This is a genomic window from Rhizobium sp. RHZ01 (assembly GCF_014851595.1).
Classification (GTDB): domain Bacteria; phylum Pseudomonadota; class Alphaproteobacteria; order Rhizobiales; family Rhizobiaceae; genus Rhizobium; species Rhizobium altiplani.
The window spans coordinates 44716-64155 of record NZ_JACUZZ010000020.1 but is presented as its reverse complement, the minus strand read 5'-3'; the positions used below and the strand labels follow the sequence as shown (position 1 = coordinate 64155).

General features: G+C 59.3%; 16 protein-coding genes, 2 tRNA genes, 1 pseudogene and 1 riboswitch. Of the genes and pseudogenes, 3 read left to right on the top strand and 16 right to left on the bottom strand.

What is annotated here, in order from left to right; all coding sequences use genetic code 11:
• From nuoF to IB248_RS20335, 9 genes are all read right to left on the bottom strand, one after another.
• Window positions 1-1305, bottom strand: a complete 1305-nt coding sequence (gene nuoF, locus IB248_RS20375) for an NADH-quinone oxidoreductase subunit NuoF (protein ID WP_018857053.1) — start codon at window positions 1303-1305, stop codon at window positions 1-3.
• Between the two features lie 10 nt (window positions 1306-1315).
• A complete protein-coding gene (locus IB248_RS20370; protein ID WP_018857054.1) occupies window positions 1316-2452 on the bottom strand; it encodes an NADH-quinone oxidoreductase subunit E in 1137 nt (378 codons plus the stop codon).
• A 16-nt stretch (window positions 2453-2468) separates the two neighbouring features.
• Window positions 2469-2741 (bottom strand): hypothetical protein, encoded by a 273-nt coding sequence (locus IB248_RS20365; protein ID WP_192241575.1) that lies wholly within the window; start codon window positions 2739-2741, stop codon window positions 2469-2471.
• Window positions 2741-3931, bottom strand: coding sequence for an NADH-quinone oxidoreductase subunit D (locus IB248_RS20360; RefSeq protein ID WP_025659947.1), 1191 nt, complete (start codon window positions 3929-3931; stop codon window positions 2741-2743). Before IB248_RS20360 ends, IB248_RS20365 begins: the two co-directional genes overlap by 1 nt.
• 73 nt (window positions 3932-4004) lie before the next feature.
• Window positions 4005-4607, bottom strand: coding sequence for an NADH-quinone oxidoreductase subunit C (locus IB248_RS20355; protein WP_018857057.1), 603 nt, complete (start codon window positions 4605-4607; stop codon window positions 4005-4007).
• A gap of 15 nt (window positions 4608-4622) precedes the next feature.
• Window positions 4623-5207 (bottom strand): NADH-quinone oxidoreductase subunit B, encoded by a 585-nt coding sequence (locus IB248_RS20350; protein ID WP_018857058.1) that lies wholly within the window; start codon window positions 5205-5207, stop codon window positions 4623-4625.
• Window positions 5198-5563, bottom strand: coding sequence for an NADH-quinone oxidoreductase subunit A (locus IB248_RS20345; RefSeq protein ID WP_018857059.1), 366 nt, complete (start codon window positions 5561-5563; stop codon window positions 5198-5200). Before IB248_RS20345 ends, IB248_RS20350 begins: the two co-directional genes overlap by 10 nt.
• Before the next feature lie 314 nt (window positions 5564-5877).
• A tRNA-Asp gene (locus tag IB248_RS20340) sits at window positions 5878-5954 on the bottom strand.
• Window positions 5955-6006: 52 nt separating this feature from the next.
• Window positions 6007-6083, bottom strand: a tRNA-Asp gene (locus IB248_RS20335).
• A gap of 543 nt (window positions 6084-6626) precedes the next feature.
• On the opposite strand from IB248_RS20335, the gene IB248_RS20330 reads away from it, so the two are divergent.
• Both IB248_RS20330 and IB248_RS20325 read left to right on the top strand, forming a co-directional pair.
• Window positions 6627-7673, top strand: a complete 1047-nt coding sequence (locus IB248_RS20330) for a GGDEF domain-containing protein (protein WP_018857060.1) — start codon at window positions 6627-6629, stop codon at window positions 7671-7673.
• Between the two features lie 133 nt (window positions 7674-7806).
• The gene (locus tag IB248_RS20325; protein ID WP_018857061.1) at window positions 7807-8412 is read left to right on the top strand and encodes a class I SAM-dependent methyltransferase; all 606 of its coding nucleotides are present in this window, start codon (window positions 7807-7809) and stop codon (window positions 8410-8412) included.
• A 6-nt stretch (window positions 8413-8418) separates the two neighbouring features.
• Here IB248_RS20325 and IB248_RS20320 read toward each other — a convergent pair whose 3' ends face one another.
• Complete coding sequence (locus IB248_RS20320; RefSeq protein WP_192241584.1) at window positions 8419-8820, bottom strand: cupin domain-containing protein; 402 nt, start codon at window positions 8818-8820, stop codon at window positions 8419-8421.
• Window positions 8821-9128: 308 nt separating this feature from the next.
• Here IB248_RS20320 and IB248_RS20315 point away from each other — a divergent pair, with 308 nt between their 5' ends.
• Complete coding sequence (locus tag IB248_RS20315) at window positions 9129-10115, top strand: aldo/keto reductase (protein ID WP_018857063.1); 987 nt, start codon at window positions 9129-9131, stop codon at window positions 10113-10115.
• Window positions 10116-10180: 65 nt separating this feature from the next.
• Here IB248_RS20315 and IB248_RS20310 read toward each other — a convergent pair whose 3' ends face one another.
• From IB248_RS20310 to clpP, 6 genes and pseudogenes are all read right to left on the bottom strand, one after another.
• Window positions 10181-12391, bottom strand: coding sequence for an esterase-like activity of phytase family protein (locus tag IB248_RS20310; protein ID WP_192241583.1), 2211 nt, complete (start codon window positions 12389-12391; stop codon window positions 10181-10183).
• Between the two features lie 71 nt (window positions 12392-12462).
• Window positions 12463-13363, bottom strand: a pseudogene (locus IB248_RS20305) (DMT family transporter).
• Window positions 13364-13445: 82 nt separating this feature from the next.
• Window positions 13446-13595: riboswitch (FMN riboswitch) on the bottom strand.
• A 122-nt stretch (window positions 13596-13717) separates the two neighbouring features.
• Window positions 13718-13993, bottom strand: coding sequence for a DNA-binding protein HupB (gene hupB, locus IB248_RS20300; protein ID WP_007531759.1), 276 nt, complete (start codon window positions 13991-13993; stop codon window positions 13718-13720).
• A 207-nt stretch (window positions 13994-14200) separates the two neighbouring features.
• Window positions 14201-16615: an endopeptidase La gene (gene lon / locus IB248_RS20295; RefSeq protein ID WP_018857066.1), complete on the bottom strand. Its 2415-nt coding sequence runs from the start codon at window positions 16613-16615 to the stop codon at window positions 14201-14203.
• A 413-nt stretch (window positions 16616-17028) separates the two neighbouring features.
• Window positions 17029-18306, bottom strand: a complete 1278-nt coding sequence (gene clpX, locus IB248_RS20290; RefSeq protein ID WP_018857068.1) for an ATP-dependent Clp protease ATP-binding subunit ClpX — start codon at window positions 18304-18306, stop codon at window positions 17029-17031.
• A gap of 294 nt (window positions 18307-18600) precedes the next feature.
• Window positions 18601-19230, bottom strand: a complete 630-nt coding sequence (gene clpP / locus IB248_RS20285) for an ATP-dependent Clp endopeptidase proteolytic subunit ClpP (RefSeq protein WP_007792131.1) — start codon at window positions 19228-19230, stop codon at window positions 18601-18603.
• Between the last annotated feature and the right edge of the window lie 210 nt (window positions 19231-19440).

The window sequence follows — 19440 nt, the reverse complement described above, 5'->3', positions numbered from 1 at the left end:
TTACTCTGCCGCCTCGAGAACCGCACCGTGATCCAGTGCGCTTGCGGTATACTGGTCGATGCGCGCTTCGATCTCATGACGGAAGTTGCGGATCAGACCCTGCACCGGCCATGCGGCCGCATCGCCGAGCGCACAGATGGTATGGCCCTCGATCTGCTTGGTGACCTGGAACAGCATGTCGATTTCGCGCTTCTGGGCATTGCCCTTGGCCATGCGCTCCATCACGCGCCACATCCAGCCGGTGCCTTCGCGGCACGGCGTGCACTGGCCGCAGCTCTCGTGCTTGAAGAAGGCCGAGATGCGGGCGATAGCCTTGATGACGTCGGTGGACTTGTCCATGACGATCGCAGCCGCGGTACCGAAGGACGAGCCGACAGCGCGCAGGCCGTCGAAATCCATCGGGCAGTCGATGATGTCCTTGGCCGGAACGATCGGGCACGATGCGCCGCCCGGAATAACCGCGAGCAGGTTATCCCAACCGCCGCGGATGCCGCCGGCATGGCGATCGACCAGCTCACGGAACGTGATGCCCATTTCTTCTTCGACCGTGCACGGCTTGTTGACGTGGCCGGAAAGCATGAACAGCTTGGTGCCGACGTTGTTCGGGCGACCGATCGACGAAAACCAGCCAGCGCCACGACGCAGGATGGTCGGAGCAACGGCGATCGACTCGACGTTGTTGACCGTCGTCGGGCAACCGTAGAGACCCATGTTTGCCGGGAACGGCGGCTTCAGGCGCGGCTGACCCTTCTTGCCTTCCAGGCTTTCGAGCAGCGCGGTTTCTTCGCCGCAGATGTAGGCGCCAGCACCGTGATGGACGAAGATGTCCATGTCCCAGCCCAGCTTGTTGTTCTTGCCGAGCAGGCCGTAGTCATAGCACTCGTCGATTGCCGCCTGCAGCGCTTCACGCTCGCGGATGTATTCGCCGCGAACGTAGATGTAGGCAGCGTTCGCACCCATAGCGAAACTCGCGATAACGCAGCCTTCGATAAGCGTATGCGGATCGTGGCGCATGATGTCGCGGTCTTTGCAGGTTCCGGGCTCGGACTCGTCGGCATTGACGACGAGGTAGTGCGGACGACCATCGCTTTCCTTCGGCATGAAGGACCACTTGAGCCCGGTCGGGAAGCCTGCGCCGCCACGGCCGCGAAGACCCGAAGCCTTCATCTCGTTGATGATCCAATCGCGACCCTTTTCGAGGATCTGCTTGGTGCCGTCCCAGTGGCCGCGGCTCATCGCGCCCTTCAGAGACTTATCCTTGAGGCCGTAGATGTTGGTAAAGATGCGGTCTTTATCTTGTAACATGCTTCACCCCTTACCGCGGCTTCTTACCGAAGACTTTAATGTATTCGGCTTCGCCGCCCTTGGCGAGCGCCTTGGCCTGCTTGACCCAGTCGTCGCGCTCGATGCGGCCCTTGAAATTCAGGTATCCGTCGACCCATTCGCGCTCAGCCTTCTTCCAGCCCGCGACCTGCGCGAAGGTGAAGATGCCGATCTCATGCAGTGTCGCCTCGATCTTCGGGCCGACGCCGGAGATCATCTTCAGATCGTCAGGCGTCGCGGGCTTCTCGATGCCCGCCGGGCGGTTCTTGTCGCTGAGGGAGGGCTTGCCAGTAGCAGCGGCCTGTGCGGCCGTCGCCGGCGCCGGCTGCTCTTCGACAGCCTTGACGTTCTTCGCGGCCGCCTTCGGCGCGGTGGCCGGCGTCTTCAGCGCAGCATTGGTCTCGGCGTCGGTGCTCTTTGCACGTGCGGCCTCAGACGGGGGAACCGGGGCTGCGTCAACGGTTGCCGTCGCGGCATCCTCGACAGCCTTCTTGGCGGAAACCCTCTTGGCCTTCGGCTCGTCGGCTACGAGCGTCGTCGGACCACCCTCGGGGGAGGAGAAGTGACGATCAATCTGCGGGCCGGGCGTGATGCTGGCGCCATTGCCGGCTTCGAAGGTATCAATGATCTCTTCGAGACGTTCCGGCGTCAGGTCCTCGTAGGTATCCTTGCCGATCATCACCATGGGCGCGTTAACGCAGGCCCCGAGACATTCGACTTCTTCCCAAGAGAGCGTGCCTTCAGCGTTACGTTCGAAGGGGTGATGATGGATCTTGCTCTTGCAAACGGCCATCAGGCTTTCCGAACCGCGCAGCATGCAAGGCGTCGTGCCGCACACCTGGATGTGGGCGCGCGTGCCGACCGGGTTCAGCTGGAACTGCGTGTAGAAAGTCGCAACTTCGAGAACGCGGATATAGGCCATGTCGAGCATGTCGGCGACCTTTTCGATCGCGGCGCGGGTGACCCAACCATCCTGTTCCTGCGCCCGCATCAACAGCGGGATGACCGCGGATTGCTGACGGCCTGCGGGATATTTCTTGATCGTCTTTTCCGCCCAAACCGCGTTCTCGTCATTGAAGGCGAACGCGGCAGGCTGGAATTGATCTTCGGCTAATCGACGAACGGACATTCTTCCTCACGCCTTGTCAGTTTAGGGTCCCACACTGCGATGCCGTCAGAGACTTCATCTCGCAAGCGTAGGCCGACTGGTCTTTTTGCAAAAACACAACGAACTTGCCGCCGTTCGGAACGGCAGCCTTGATTTCATAGCCCTTGGACAAAAGCTCGCCCATGGAGGCTTTTGCTGTCGGCGGCTGCACCTCGCTCTGGCCCAGCTTTGGACCCATTCCCCCAACCTCCTGGGCGAAAGCTCCGGAGGCAGTGAAAAGAGCGATGGTGGCAAGCGGCAGCAGCTTCATCAGCGGTCCACCTCGCCGAACACGATGTCGAGCGAGCCGAGCACGGCCGTCACGTCAGCGAGCATGTGACCCTTGCAGAGGAAGTCCATCGCCTGCAGGTGGGCGTAACCCGGTGCACGGATCTTGCAGCGGTACGGCTTGTTGCTGCCATCGGCGACGACGTACACGCCGAATTCGCCCTTCGGCGCTTCGACGGCCGCGTACACTTCGCCGGCCGGCACGTGATAGCCTTCGGTGTAGAGCTTGAAGTGGTGGATGAGCGCTTCCATCGAACGCTTCATCTCGCCGCGCTTCGGCGGCACGACCTTACCGTCGATCGACGAAACAGGGCCGGTCTTGGCGCTGCCCATCAGGCGCTCGACGCACTGCTTCATGATGCGAACCGACTGGCGCATCTCGATCATGCGGATCAGGTAGCGGTCGTAGCAGTCGCCGTTCTTCCCGATCGGAATGTCGAATTCGAGATCGGAATAGCATTCGTAAGGTTGCGAGCGGCGCAGGTCCCAAGCGGCGCCGGAACCGCGAACCATCACGCCCGAGAAGCCCCATGACCAGGCATCCGCCAGCGACACGACGCCAATATCGACGTTACGCTGCTTGAAGATGCGGTTGTCCGTGAGCAGGCCTTCGATATCGTCGAGGATCTTCAGGAACGGATCGCACCACTTGCCGATATCCTCGACCAGCTCCGGCGGGAGATCCTGATGGACGCCGCCCGGACGGAAATAGGCCGAGTGCATACGGGCGCCGCAGGCGCGCTCATAGAACACCATCAGCTTTTCGCGCTCTTCGAAGCCCCAGACCGGCGGCGTCATCGCGCCGACGTCCATGGCCTGGGTCGTCACGTTCATGATGTGAGACAAGATTCGGCCAATTTCGGAGTACAGAACTCGAATCAGCTGACCACGAATCGGAATTTCGAGCTTCAGCATCTTTTCGACAGCGAGCGCGAAAGCGTGTTCCTGATTCATCGGCGCGACGTAGTCGAGACGGTCGAAATAAGGGACGGCCTGCAGGTAGGTCTTCGTCTCGATCAGCTTCTCGGTGCCGCGGTGCAGCAGGCCGATGTGCGGATCGACGCGCTCGATGATTTCGCCATCGAGTTCGAGCACGAGACGCAGAACACCGTGCGCGGACGGGTGTTCCGGTCCGAAATTGATCGTAAAATTGCGAACGTTATGTTCAGTCATAGCGACGCGCTCCGCGCTGGCAATTGGCATGAGACGGCAAATAAAGAGGCTTCAAGAAATCCGAGCCTCATCTTTACTTCGCCGCCTTCTCGTCTCCCGGCAGCACATATTCGGTGCCTTCCCAAGGGGACATGAAGTCGAAATTGCGGAATTCCTGCTTCAGCTCGACGGGTTCGTAGACGACGCGCTTGGCGGCATCGTCATAACGCACTTCGACGTAGCCAGTCGTCGGGAAGTCCTTGCGCAGCGGATGGCCTTCAAAGCCGTAATCGGTGAGAAGACGGCGCAGGTCGGCATGGCCGGAGAACGGAATGCCGTACATGTCCCAGGCTTCACGCTCGAACCACTCGGCACCCTTGTAAACCGCGGTTGCCGACGGCACGGACTCGCCGTCAGCCACAGCAACCTTGATGCGGATGCGCAGGTTCTGCTTCGGCGACAGTAGGTGATAAACGACATCGAAACGCTTTTCGCGCTGCGGCCAGTCGACACCGCAGATATCGATCATGCTAATAAAGCCGCAACGTGCGTCGTCGCGCAGGAACGTCAGCAGCGCCAGAATCGTTTCCGGCGTCGCAGTTACGTTCAGCTCGTCATAGCTGATGGATGCATCGAGAAAGAGATCACCACGCATCTCCCGGAGATACGAGGACAGTTCGCTCAAGGCTTCACTCATGACAGTCCTCCGCCCTTAGCGCTCAATCGTTCCGGTTCGACGGATCTTCTTCTGCAGAAGCAGCACCCCGTAGAGCAGCGCTTCCGCCGTGGGGGGACAGCCCGGCACGTAGATATCGACAGGAACGACACGGTCGCAGCCACGCACGACCGAATATGAATAATGATAGTAGCCGCCGCCGTTGGCGCAGGAGCCCATCGAAATGACGTAACGCGGCTCAGGCATCTGGTCGTACACCTTGCGGAGCGCAGGCGCCATCTTGTTGGTCAGCGTGCCGGCAACGATCATGACGTCGGACTGGCGCGGCGAGGCGCGCGGAGCAACGCCGAAGCGCTCCATGTCGTAACGCGGACCGGAGACCTGCATCAGGCCTTCAACGGCACAGCAGGCGAGACCGAACTGCATCCACATCAGCGAGCCGGTGCGGGCCCAGGTAATAAGATCGCGGGTCGACGTAACGAGGAAGCCCTTGTCGGCCAACTCATCGTTGATTTCGCCGAAGAAGGCGCTGTCGCTGCCGATCGGCTTGCCCGTTGCGGGATCAATGATGCCTTTCGGGTGCGGCGCGACGAGCGCCTTGTCGCTTGGGGCTACTCCCATTCCAGGGCTCCCTTTTTCCATTCATAGATAAAGCCGATGGTCAGCACGCCGAGGAAGACCATCATGGACCAGAAGCCGAACCAGCCGATCGCGCCGAACGAAACGGCCCACGGAAAGAGGAAGGCCACTTCGAGGTCGAAGATGATGAAGAGGATCGACACCAGATAGAAGCGGATATCGAACTTCATGCGAGCGTCATCGAATGCGTTGAAGCCGCACTCGAAGGCCGAAAGCTTTTCCGAATCAGGCGCCTTGAAGGCAACGGCAAACGGCGCAATCAGAAGCGCCAGGCCGATCACAAGGGCGATAGCAATGAAGATAGCGATCGGAATATAGGAACTGAGCAGTCCAGTCATCAGGTTCTTCCCTGCTTGCGGGCTGCGCCAGGCGGCGCACCTGGGCAATTGCCCGGCAAGCGAACGTGCGTTGCAACAGAGCCGTGGTTAGCGCAGCCGGGGCCACGGCGCAAGACTTTTAGAGCACCAATTCGACTGTCGAGGCGCGACATTATCAAGCAGATGCAATGATGTCGCGACAAATCCACACAAGTTGATTCAGACTGCATGCCAGCCCGTCGGATATTGCATGGCTAACGGCAAAAGACAAAGTCGCAGCAGAGCGATAACAGCGAAATCGGCGACCACCTAGACGTCAATATAGAGAGGGAGAATGGCGCGAGTGACGGGGCTCGAACCCGCGACCTCCGGCGTGACAGGCCGGCACTCTAACCGACTGAGCTACACCCGCGCATCATGGACAAAAAGACCGGATCAAGCACTATGCAGCGCCTTTCTTGAAATGGCGCGAGTGACGGGGCTCGAACCCGCGACCTCCGGCGTGACAGGCCGGCACTCTAACCGACTGAGCTACACCCGCATTCATTTCAAGCGATCCGGAAGCTTTCGCGTCCGTGTCAAAGCAGCTTCGCCGCTTCGATGAGCGGCTAACTAAGGGGTTCGCATTTGAGTGTCAAGCAGCTTTGGAGACAAAACGATGACAGTCCGCGAATTGTTTTTAGCGAGCCAAGTTCTCCGGGAAAATTCAGAGCATTATTAAAGACGTGCCTTTAGAGCCACGCGGAAATAACCACCTGTCCCTGACGCCCGCCCCGCCTGCCAGCGGTGTCCGGTTTACGCATTTGGCCGTGCCACCACGTTTCTCGCCCAAAGCTGGGGCCGCAAACACTAATTTACCTCGTTTTAATTGAGCTCGGTAGATAACATTCCTCTAAGTTGCTTTGCCGCTTACGCATGATGCGTCAGCGGCGCTTTATCACCCCTGCCTCATGCCCTCGGCAAACCCGATGAAGGCCGCCGAGATTCACAGCATATCTTGCCTACCTCGACGAAAGTGCATCGGGGTCACCGCCCCAGGTGCAATTCGTTGACGATAACGCAGCGTCACGTCGGAGAGCATCTGGTGCAGCCTAACACATCTACGAATCTCGCCTTTCGCGTTGCAACGATTCTGCAGCAACTAGGCATCGAGGGCCTGCCAAGGAATTATGAGCTTATATTCGAGGCGATGACCGGCAACGCGCCTGATCTCGCTCGCGAGATCAGGTCGCTCGGCGCGATAAAGACGCAGGAGGCCCTGGATCGACTTGGCCGCCGGTATCTGCCGCATCATTTCGAGGCCGGTCTGCTTGAAGCACGCTCGAGCCAAGTACAGCAAGAGCTGCAAAGCATCCTGTCCTTGCTCGACGAGGAGAAGTCGGCGCTCTCGCGCTACGGCAGTGTCATCAATCAGGCTGCGCGGATATTCGACAGTAACGATCTAAGCGACAAGGGTGCCCTCACCCATTCGCTCCAATCGGTGAGTTCTGCAACGCACGCACACGCGGCACACAGCGCCATGCTCGCCTCGAAGGTTGTCGAAAAATCGCAGAAGCTCGAAGAGGTGCAGCGGGAGGCAGCCGCCGCGAACGCCGCAAGATTCACCGATCCCGTGACCGGATTGGGCAATCGCCGGGTATTCAACAAGGAGCTCGCGAGAATCTATGAGAAGGCAGGCCTGCCGGACCTGTGTGGAATCGCGTTTGCGGACATCGACAACTACGAGACAATCGCGAGCATTCCGAATCTCATCGAGCCTGTTCTGAAGAAAACGGGTGAATTGATCCGCGCTGTGTTCGGCAAGGAGGATGTTGCCTGCCGATTCGACCGCGGCCGTTTCGGCTTCGTTTTCCGGACCGCCGACGAATCCGAGATCATGCGGCTTGTCGACCGGCTTCGCGATCGCTTGAAGGGAATTTCCGTTGCACACCCGGTAACTGGCAAACAGGCGGCGGTTCTGTCGCTGGCCGTGGGGATATGCATGTCCAAGCAGGCACGCACAGCCGATTCCCTGATGGCCTTTGCCGAACAGGCGCTTGGCATGGCGAAGGCATCGGGCGGAGACAGCGTTTCCGTGCACGGCGTGACCAATGTCGCGACTGTACCCAAGGATTGGCTGATCTATCGTTAGACTTTGCATCGCGGCCAACGGTGTCGCACGTTGTTCGTCCGATAAAGCCTAGCCAAGGTTGCTGAGGGATGGCTATAAGGTCGTTTCGCGGGCCTAAGCCCTAAGACACTGAAGCCATATCCGAGACATCATCATGAAGACACGCGAAGAACGGCAGGCGCAGCGGGCGGGGATGCCGCGCACGCAGTTGAGCGCGCACCATATGGAAAATGCACGGCTGCTGCCGGATCGCGGCGAGCTCTTGTACCGGATCCCGAATGGCGGCGTTGGCGTCGAGGTGGGAGCAGCGTTCGGAGAATACACGGCCGAGATTCTCGAGAAGAACCGGCCCGCGCAGCTTTACCTGATCGACCCCTGGAGCATGGACCGCTACAGTTCGGGGCTCGATCAAATCCACACCCAGTTCAAAGACCAGATCGAGAGCGGGCAACTGCACCTGATGCAGGGAACCTCGCTCGAAAAGCTTGCCGAATTCGAGGACGACTTCCTCGATTGGGCCTACATCGACACGGACCATTCCTTCGAGCTCACCTGGCAGGAACTTCTGCTCTGCGAGAAAAAGGTCAAGCGAACGGGAAGAATTGCCGGGCATGACTTCTGCACCGGCAACACTGTGAAGCCAATCGTCTATGGCGTCGTCGAAGCGGTCACCAAGTTCTGCAAGGACCACGGCTGGCAATTCGAATTCCTGACGGTCGAATCGCACGCGCACTTTTCTTACTGCCTGAAGCGGCTCTGACCGGCTTCAGGCCTTTCCGGCGTATTGCTCGTCGCTGACGTGCTCCATCCAGTCGGCGGCGCTGCCATCAAGTGCTTCCTGAATTGCAATGTGCGTCATCGCGGTATCGGGTGCGGCGCCATGCCAGTGTTTTTCGCCTGGCGCAAACCAGATCGTGTCGCCGGCGCGAATTTCACGAAGAGGGCCGCCTTCGCTCTGCGCGAGACCCTTTCCGGCCGTCACCACAAGGGTCTGCCCTAGAGGATGCGTGTGCCAGGCGGTTCGCGCGCCCGGTTCGAAAGTGACGCTGACCACCCTGACTCGCGCCGGGCTCGGCGCGTCCATCAACGGATCCTGGCGTACCGCTCCCGTGAAATATTCCGCCGGCGCCTTCATTGAGGGCCGCGATCCGCAGGGTTTGAGCTCCATCAGATTTTCCTTTCGAAGATGATCTGGCCAGTTGAGCCGACCGTAAGCCAAGCGTCCCCGGCATCCAAGCGATACCTGCTTGATCGCACGTGCTGTCATGTCAACTTCCTCCGCCGCATCACCAGTCGGAGACTTCGGCGCGTCCGACGATAGGCAACTCGCAAATCACTCGCTCAGCTACGCCATTGCGTCGCTTCTCGGAAGAAATGGCGACGACCGCAACACACCGCCCTATCTCCGCTGCAGGCGCTTGCTCCTTGCCTGGGCGACTGCTAGTGGCGAGGCATTTCATCACGCGGAGGATTTCCATGAAACAGCATTCTTTCGGCCACCTGCCCCATACCGTCACGAATATCGGCTTCGGCGCATGGCAGATCGGCGGCGCCTGGGGCGATGTGAGCGAAGCGGACGGTCGCGATGCGTTGAATGCGGCGCTCGATGCCGGTATGACCTTCATCGATACCGCCGACGTTTACGGCGACGGCCGGTCGGAAAAGATCATCGCCGACGTTCTTGCGACCCGTGGCGGAGAACGGCCGATGGTTGCGACAAAGGCAGGTCGCCGGCTCAACCCGCATGTCGCCGATGGCTACACCAAAGCCAACCTCGAAGGCTTCATCGATCGTAGCCTGAAGAACCTGAGGGTCGACAGCCTCGATCTCGTACAATTGCATTGCCCCCCGACCGAAGTGCTTTATCGCCAGGAGGTCTTCGAAGGCCTGAACGAATTGCAGAAAGCCGGCAAGATCATGGGCTACGGCGTCAGTGTCGAGAAGGTCGAGGAAGCGCTGAAGGCAATCGAATATCCTGGCGTCGTCAGCATCCAGATCATCTACAACATCTTCCGCCAGCGGCCCGATCACCTGTTCTTCCAGGAGGCTCGACGGAGGAACATCGCCGTCATCGCCCGCGTGCCGCTCGCAAGCGGGCTGCTGTCAGGGAAGATCACCCGCGAGACGAAATTTGCGAGCGACGACCACCGCAATTTCAACCGCCACGGCGAGGCTTTCGATGTCGGCGAGACCTTCGCTGGCGTTCCCTTCGAGGTCGGCCTGCAGGCCGTGGAGGAAGTGCGCAAGCTCGTGCCATCAGGCACGACCATGGCGGCCTTCGCGCTGCGCTGGATCCTGATGAGCGATGCGGTCACTGTCGTCATTCCGGGTGCACGCAACGCCGAACAGGCACGCGCCAACGCTGCTGCAGCAAGCCTCGCGCCGCTCTCACACGAAGTGATGGAGGCCACGCGCGAGATCTACGACCGACTGGTCGCCCCTTACGTCCACCAGCGCTGGTAAGGCAGGCATTGCAAGAAAAATGGCCGGGCATAGACCCGGCCATTCTGTTTCTGGCTCAATCAATCTCAGTTCGTACCGACGAGGTTGACCTCGAAGAACAGAGTTTCACCCGAGGAATCATCCACGCCATCATTGTCCGTGACAGCGTAAGCCTTGCCGGAGGCGTCGAAGGCGAAACCTTCCAGCTTGTCGAGGACGTAGCCGTTGGTGGCAGTCTTCAGCTCCGGAAGGAAGTCGTGGGCTTCCGTCTTCTTGACGAGCGGCAACTCGCCTCCAAGCTTGCCGGGCTTCAGATCCGATACCGCGACCTTGTAGAGCTTCTTCAGCTTGGCTGCGTCACCGACGAGGTTGTCGCGCTCGATGATATAGACGCCGTCGCCCTGAGCGGAAATCTCAGACAGACCAACCCAACCGGCTTCGGACTTGTCCAGCGGATAGCGCACGGCGCCCCACTCCGTGCTCTTCGGGTTGTACGAGACGAGCTTTACGAAACCCTTCTCGTCATCCTTCCATTCGCGCTGAACAGCCATCCACAGGGTGGCATCGTCGCCGGAACCGATGATCGTCACGCCTTCGAAGCCGTAGCGGATTTCGTTGGCGGTCAGTTCGCTCGGCAGAGCGATTTCTTCCTTGATCTCGCCCTTCGGGTTTACGTGGTACAGCGCGTGCGGCAAAAGCTTCTCGCTGTTGCCTTCCGAGGCCAGCCAGAACCAGCCCTTCTCGTCGACGGCGATACCCTCGATATCGAGCTTTTGGGCCGGCTGGCCATCGCGCTTGACGGTCAGCGATTCGGTGATGACGGCCGGTTTCTTGGTGGCGTCGATAGTGTAGATCGTCGGCTGCATGCCGAGAACGCTGTCGCTGACGGCAAACAGCTGGCCCGGCTTTTCCGGAACGGCGGCAAGACCCGAAAGTGCTGCAAAGCCGAGCGGATTGCCCTCCTTCTCCGCCGCAACGATCTGCGGATAGGCCATTTCGCCTTCCGCAAGTTGATAGATCATTACGTGGGATCGCGGTCCGCCATCCTTGCCGAGATCGACTTCGTTGACGGTGGCAAACAGATTGCGCGACGGGACGGCCACGCCACCCTCGGGCGAGACGCCGGACGGAAGGATCTGGACGAGTTGCGGTTCCGCGCCGGTATCCTTGTAGACGCCGACGACCGAAGCGCGCTCCGAAAGCAGGAAGATGTATTTCTGGCCGCCGAAGGTCGCGACCTCCAAGCCTTCCGGCTCAACACCCTTGGCGGGAGAGCGCTTGTCCGGATAGTGGCCGATATTGGCGACAGCGCGTTCGAACGAGGCACCGGATTCGTAAAGTACCTTTCCGGTCTTGTCGAAAATCGTGAAGCCGCGCGAGCCGCCTTGATAGTCGCCTTCGTTCGCAACGACCAGACGGTCGTTGTCCAGCCACTTCACGGCGTCGGGCTCGCGCAACACGCCCTTGAGTTCGCCGGTGAACCTCAGCGCGCCGTCGCGCTTGGTATCGATACCCGCGAGATCGACGCTGCCCGCAGGGAAGTGCGCCTTTACCGTTGCGGTCGCCGCGTCGATAATGACGATCTCGTTGTTTTCCTGCAGGGTCAGGGCGATCTCGTTCTGGTCGTTGAAGGAGACGAATTCCGGCTCCGGATCTTCGGGTGCGATGCCCGCCAGTCCAGTCAGCATCACGTGCTTGATCGAACCGCAATCGACCGCGCCGTTCTTGACCTGGAACACGACAAGGTCGCCTGCCGGCATCTGCGGAATCTTGCCGTCGTTCACCTCTTCGTCACGCTCGTTTTCGATCGCGATCGCGCCGAGCGTCTTGTCCTTGTTGAGTGCGATCGAATCCGGCTGCCCCCCAAGGTCGCATGCGTTCTCGATCTTCTTGGTGGCAACGTCGACGATCGCGAGACGCCCAGAAGGCTTTGCCTTGCTCTTCGACGTATTGACGGCAACGAGCGCCTTTCCGGCGGTTGATGTCACGGATGTCGGCTCGCCGTCCATCATCAGCGCGCCCCCGGCCTTCGGAGCCTTGGCGTCTGAGATATCGACAAAACCAATCGCTCCGAGTGGGCTGTCGCTATAGATCAGCGTCATGCCGTCGTCGGTAGCCGTGATGATTTCCGCCGAAGTGGCCGAGAGCTTGTCTTTCTCCTGTGGCAGGTTGGATGCCACCGGAAAGGTTGCGATACGATTGAAAACGGGCTCTGCGGCGGCCGGAAACGCGGCCGTCGCCAGGAGCGCCGCAACGAGCACTGTCTTGCGCGATACAGTTGTCATGAAATCCCCCATGAGTTCACACAAGGTTTTTCTGGGGGATGGGCATGACACCGGGATGACACCGATGTCATATTTTGAACGCGCTAGCGGGTCTCCCGCTCCTTCTTCATTTCGTTCCGCATGATGAAGAGCGATGCCCCAAGGATCAGCACCGCGCCCAACCACAGATAGCCGGTCGGCGCATAGCCGAAGACCAGCCAGCCGGCGAACACGTTGAGCGGCAGCTTGAGATCGTCGAATGGCTGAATGTAAGCGGCATCGGCTGCCGAATAGGCTAACGTCAGGAAAATACTGCGCCATCACGGTCAGGAGGCCCGCCGCAACGAAAAGCAGGAGCGTCAAGCCGGTCGGAATGTCGAAGCCAGCCGCTAGCGCCAATCCGCCGTTGATCGGCGTGAGGAGCGCGAGCAGCCAAACGGTGATGGTCTCCGGTCGCTCGACTCCGGTAAGGCTCTTGGTGATCAACGAAGAGGCGCCCCAGAGAAGGGCCGAGAGGATCGGCAGGAGCGCCGCCCAACTGAAGCTGTCCGACCAGGGCTGCAGGATGATCATCGCTCCCAGGAAACCGGTTGCGGTCGCGGCCCATCGCGCAGGGCCGATATACTCACCAAGGTAGATGCGTGCGCCCATGATGATGAAGAACGGAGACGTCATTACCAGCGCAATCGCCTGCCAGATGGGTACTTGCGCAAGCCCCGCGACCCAGGTCGTTACCCCCAAAGGCAGCCAAGGCGACTCGTACAACATGACGCCAGTGATAACGCGTTCTCATTGCCCCAAGACCGGCGCGCCAGAGAAAGGGCAGCGAGAACACCAGGGCAAAGGCATATTGCCAGAAGGCTGCCGAGGCCGAGAGGAAAGCGAGCTTCATCGTCAGCCATTGCGTGACGATATTGAGGATAGAGAAGGCGATGCCCGCGGCAATCATCAGGCAGCACCGACCATTGCTCGCGAAGCGGAAAACGTAGGGGAAGTCTGATTCATGTCTTTCTTTCCGAAACCAACACAAATCAGGACGCATGAGCGCGATACCGCAGCGAGGGCAGAATCCACCCTCGCCCGCTCCGCTCATTCTCTTTCATCCGGACTGTAACCGTCGGCTCCGGAATTGCACTGGATCTGCTGACCCTCTCGGCACACGACCAAAAGGCGCTCGCGGGCTGGGGCCAAGGCCTTTACCGCCGGTAGGTACTTTCACCCCGCCCTGAGAACGGTCATTTCGTATGACATGCCGCGCGTGCCGACAAGGCCGCGAAAAGCAAAAAGGGTTCGGCCGTGGCCGAACCCTTCGAAACTTGTGCCGCCGGTCTCGTTGCCCGGCCGCCAAGTAAATTCATATCAGCCGTTGACGGCGTCCTTCAGGCCCTTGCCGGGCGTGAACTTCGGCACGTTGCGAGCCGGAATATCGACTTCTGCGCCGGTGGACGGGTTGCGGCCCTTCGTGGCTGCGCGATGGGAGACGGTGAAGCTACCAAAACCAGCGAGGCGAACGTCGCCCTTGCCCTTCAGTTCAGCCTGGACGACTTCGAAAACAGCATCAACCGCGGAAGCAGCGTCGGTCTTCGAGAGTCCTGCCTTTTCGGCAACTGCGGACACGAGTTCATTCTTGTTCATGTTTCCACCCCTTTCTAAATGGTTCGAAACGACTCAAATCTATAAGCCAGGCGCAGAATAGAGTTCATCAGGCCCGCCGCACCCCAAAGAGCCTGCAAATCAAGGAAATGCAAGCACCCGTGTGCCAATTTCACAAAAAAAGGCTGGCGAAAACGCCAGCCTTTTCAGGGTTTTTAAGCAATTGGGCACGAATGTGGCAAACAAAGCTCAGTGAGCTATGGTTGCACCCGTTTCGTCGAGCCCTTCGACCGTCGCGATGACGGGCGTTTCCACCGTGCCATCCCACTCGATTGCTTCCGGTCTGCGGACCAGCGCATGCTTAATCACCTCGCCCATGCGGGACACCGGGATGATCTCCATGTTGTTCTTCACGTTATCCGGAATCTCCGCCAGATCCTTGGCGTTTTCTTCCGGAATCAGCACCTTCTTGATGCCACCGCGAAGCGCTGCGAGCAGCTTTTCCTTGAGGCCGCCGATCGGCAGAACACGACCGCGAAGGGTGATTTCACCCGTCATCGCCACGTTCTTGTCGACCGGGATGCCGGTCATGATCGAGACGATCGCGGTTGCCATGGCAACACCGGCCGACGGACCATCCTTCGGCGTCGCACCTTCCGGTACGTGCACGTGGATGTCGCTCTTGTCGAAGCGCGGAGGCTCGATGCCGAAATCGACGGCGCGCGAGCGGACATAGGATGCCGCTGCGGAAATCGATTCCTTCATGACTTCCTTCAGGTTGCCGGTCACGGTCATGCGACCCTTGCCCGGCATCATGACGCCTTCGATCGTCAGCAGTTCGCCGCCGACTTCCGTCCAGGCCAGGCCCGTTACCACGCCGACCTGATCTTCGCGCTCTGCTTCGCCGTGGCGGAAGCGCGGAACGCCCAGGTAGTCGTCGATGTTTTCGGCCGTCACATGAACAGACTTCGTCTTGCCCTTGATGATCTCGGTGACCGCCTTGCGGGCGAGCTTCATCAATTCGCGTTCGAAGTTGCGAACACCAGCTTCGCGGGTGTACTGCTGGCTGATCGCCATCAGGGCATCGTCGCTGACCGAGAATTCATTCGGCTGCAGCGCATGTTCCTTGATGGCCTTCGGCAGCAGGTGCCGCTTGGCGATTTCGCGCTTTTCGTCTTCGGTGTAACCGGCGATTCGGATGACTTCCATGCGGTCCATCAAAGGTGCCGGAATGTTCAGCGTATTCGCCGTCGTGATGAACATCACGTCCGACAGGTCGTATTCGACTTCCAGGTAGTGATCCATGAAGGTCGAGTTCTGAGCCGGATCCAGCACCTCGAGCAGAGCCGACGACGGATCGCCACGGAAATCCTGGCCCATCTTGTCGATTTCATCGAGCAGGAAGAGCGGGTTGGACTTCTTCGCCTTCTTCATCGACTGGATGACCTTGCCGGGCATCGAACCGATGTAGGTGCGGCGGTGACCGCGAATTTCAGCTTCGTCACGAACGCCACCGAGAGCCATGCGGACATACTCACGGCCGGTCGCCTTGGCGATCGACTGCGCGAGCGAGGTCTTGCCCACGCCCGGAGGACCAACGAGGCACAGGATCGGACCCTTGATCTTGGTCGCGCGGGCCTGGACAGCCAGATACTCGACGATACGCTCCTTGACCTTATCGAGACCGAAGTGATCGGCTTCGAGGATCTTCTCGGCGTTGTTGAGATCCGACTTGATCTTCGACTTCTTGCCCCACGGAATTCCGAGCAGCCAGTCGAGATAGTTGCGGACAACAGTCGCCTCAGCCGACATCGGGCTCATCTGCCGCAGCTTCTTCAGCTCGGCGTCAGCCTTTTCCTTGGCTTCCTTCGAAAGCTTGGTCTTGGCGATGCGCTCTTCCAGTTCGGCCATCTCGTCGCGGCCTTCCTCGCCGTCGCCAAGCTCCTTCTGGATCGCCTTCATCTGTTCGTTCAGGTAGTACTCGCGCTGGGTCTTCTCCATCTGGCGCTTGACGCGCGAGCGGATGCGCTTTTCGACCTGAAGGACCGAGATCTCGCCTTCCATGAAGCCGAGCGCCTTTTCGAGGCGTGCCTTGACACTGGTGGTTTCCAGCATCTCCTGCTTCTCGGTGATCTTGATCGACAGGTGCGAGGCAACCGTATCGGCGAGCTTCGAATAGTCGTCGATCTGGCTGGCAGCGCCAACGACCTCGGGCGAGATCTTCTTGTTGAGCTTTACGTAGCTCTCGAACTCGGAAACGACCGAGCGGCTGAGCGCTTCAAGCTCGACCGGATCGTCATGCGGTTCTTCGAGAACGTGACCAAGGGCTTCGTAAAAGTCCTCACGATCCGTGTAAGCGTCGATCTCGGCGCGGGCGCGACCTTCGACCAGAACCTTGACGGTGCCATCAGGCAGCTTCAGCAGCTGCAATACGTTGGCGACAGTACCGACATTGTGAATGGCAGACGGTTCCGGATCGTCATCGCTCGCATTGATCTGCGTGACGAGCATGATCTGCTTGTCCGATCCCATGACCTCCTCGAGCGCACGGATCGATTTCTCTCGGCCGACAAACAAGGGCACGATCATATGCGGGAAGACGACGATGTCGCGCAGGGGCAAAACCGGATATGCTGTGCTCGCAACTGACGTTTTCTTCGTCATTTTATTTCCTTTCCATCGTCCCGTTTCCGGGCTCTTCTGGCGCGGCCACTAGAACCGGGCCGCACTCCACTTGAGACAACAAGTGGAGGTTCTGATTATGCTTTTCAAGCTGCGCCATGGCCGGTGTCCCCCTGGACATGACAGCTATGCTACAACGGAATACCTTCATTCTGGAGCGCCGTGCCAAGTCAGCGGCTACCACTTCCGAAGCGGCTAAAACACAAGACCGAAACACACCAACGGAATCATTCCATAATTGCCAAGGGCGGGGGAATCCGCAACGGCAACAGAAGTGGTTTCAGACCTCTTTAGCAAGATTTATCAGGGTCGTGCACTGATTTTGAAATAGAAAGGGGCCCGCCAACGGCAAGCCCCTCAAATTCACAGTTCGTATCGTAAAGATATCTCTAAAGTCACGCGGAAGCGTTGGCCTTCTCATCTTGACGATCGGCGTAGATGTAAAGCGGACGGGCGGAGCCGCGTGCCACTTCCTCGGAGATGACGACTTCGCGTACGCCTTCCAGCGCCGGCAGTTCGAACATCGTGTCGAGGAGGATCTTTTCCATAATCGAACGAAGGCCGCGGGCACCGGTCTTGCGAATGATCGCCTTGCGGGCGATCTCGCGGAGAGCGTCCTCGTGGAAGGTGAGTTCCACGTCTTCCATCTCGAACAGGCGCTGGTACTGCTTGATCAGTGCGTTCTTCGGCTCCGACAGGATCTGGATCAGTGCATCCTCATCGAGATCCTCGAGCGTCGCCAGGACAGGCAGACGGCCGATGAATTCCGGGATGAGGCCGAACTTGACCAGATCTTCCGGCTCCAGTTCGCGCAGGACTTCGCCGACACGACGGTCGTCCGGGGCCTTAACCGTTGCACCGAAGCCGATCGAGGTCTTCTCGCCGCGAGCCGAGATGATCTTGTCGAGACCGGCGAATGCGCCACCGCAGATGAACAGGATGTTCGTGGTGTCGACCTGCAGGAATTCCTGCTGCGGATGCTTGCGGCCGCCCTGCGGGGGCACCGAGGCAACCGTGCCTTCCATGATCTTCAGAAGCGCCTGCTGCACGCCCTCGCCCGATACGTCGCGGGTGATCGACGGGTTGTCGGACTTGCGGGAGATCTTGTCGACTTCGTCGATGTAGACGATGCCGCGCTGGGCGCGCTCGACATTGTAGTCGGCAGCCTGCAGCAGCTTCAGGATGATGTTTTCGACGTCTTCACCGACATAACCGGCTTCCGTCAGCGTCGTCGCATCGGCCATCGTGAACGGAACGTCGATGATGCGGGCGAGCGTCTGGGCAAGATAGGTCTTGCCGCAACCGGTCGGTCCGACCAGCATGATGTTCGACTTCGCCAACTCGACTTCGCCGTTCTTGGAGGCGTGTGCGAGGCGCTTGTAGTGGTTGTGAACGGCAACCGACAGGATCTTCTTCGCCTGGCGCTGGCCGATGACATATTCATCGAGGACCTTGATGATGTCCTGAGGCGTGGGAACGCCGTCACGGGACTTGACCATCGAGGATTTGTTTTCCTCGCGGATGATGTCCATGCACAATTCGACGCATTCATCGCAGATGAAAACGGTCGGTCCGGCTATAAGCTTCCGGACTTCGTGCTGGCTCTTTCCGCAGAACGAACAATAGAGGGTGTTTTTGGAGTCGCCGCCGTTGCTGCCGCTGACCTTGCTCATATCACTTTCCTTCCAGCACGCCGCATTTCAAGGTGAAATAACGGTCCACTCATTGGCCTGCTCCACGCTTGGAGCCCCAGCCGGCCAAGGCCGTTTAAGGGGTACGAACCGGTCCAAACTAAGCTGTCCTGGCGCCGGCGGCAACGAACTCCCCTTCGACTGCCGATGCTATGTCATAAAAATTCAACATAGCATTAATACTTGAGATTGCCGCACCCGCCACCGGGTTTCTTCCCTTGTTCGATCACAAATGAGATAGAACTGTGGCGGATACAACACCATTCCTACTTCTCACTAGGCGGCATCACCTTCCATCTCGACGCGAGATGTCAGGACCTTGTCGATGACACCCCAGGTCTGAGCCTCGTCCGCATCCATGAAGTGGTCGCGGTCAAGGGTCTTTTCAACTTCCTCGTAGGTGCGGCCTGTATGCTTGACGTAAACTTCGTTCAGGCGGCGCTTCATCTTGAGAATATCGCGGGCGTGACGCTCGATGTCAGATGCCTGACCCTGGAAGCCGCCTGATGGCTGATGCACCATGATGCGGGAATTCGGGGTGGCAAAGCGCATGTCCTTGTGGCCGGCAGCAAGCAGCAGCGAGCCCATGGACGCAGCCTGGCCGATGCAGAGCGTCGAGACGGCTGGCTTGATGAACTGCATCGTGTCGTAGATCGCCATGCCGGCAGTCACAACGCCGCCTGGAGAATTGATGTAGAGCGCAATTTCCTTCTTCGGGTTTTCGGCCTCGAGGAAGAGGAGCTGGGCGCAGACGAGCGTCGCCATGTGATCCTCGACAGGCCCGGTCAGGAAGATGATGCGTTCCTTGAGCAGGCGCGAATAGATGTCGTAGGAGCGTTCACCGCGATTGGTCTGTTCCACGACCATCGGCACGAGGGCCATAGCGGTATCGACTGGGTTTCTCATGTGCGTCCTTTGTCAACGTCTGCCGGCTATGGCCGGGAATCAAAGAAAATGCCTATCCCTACATAGAGCTTCCCTGCCCTCCTCTTCAAGACGCGCCGATGGATAACGTGAAGAGGGACCGGAGCAAGGCGAACAACTTTTCGCCCGATGTACGCTGATTCCGACGAAATAGATTCGAGGAACGGGCTACGATCGCGCTGTCGCACAGCT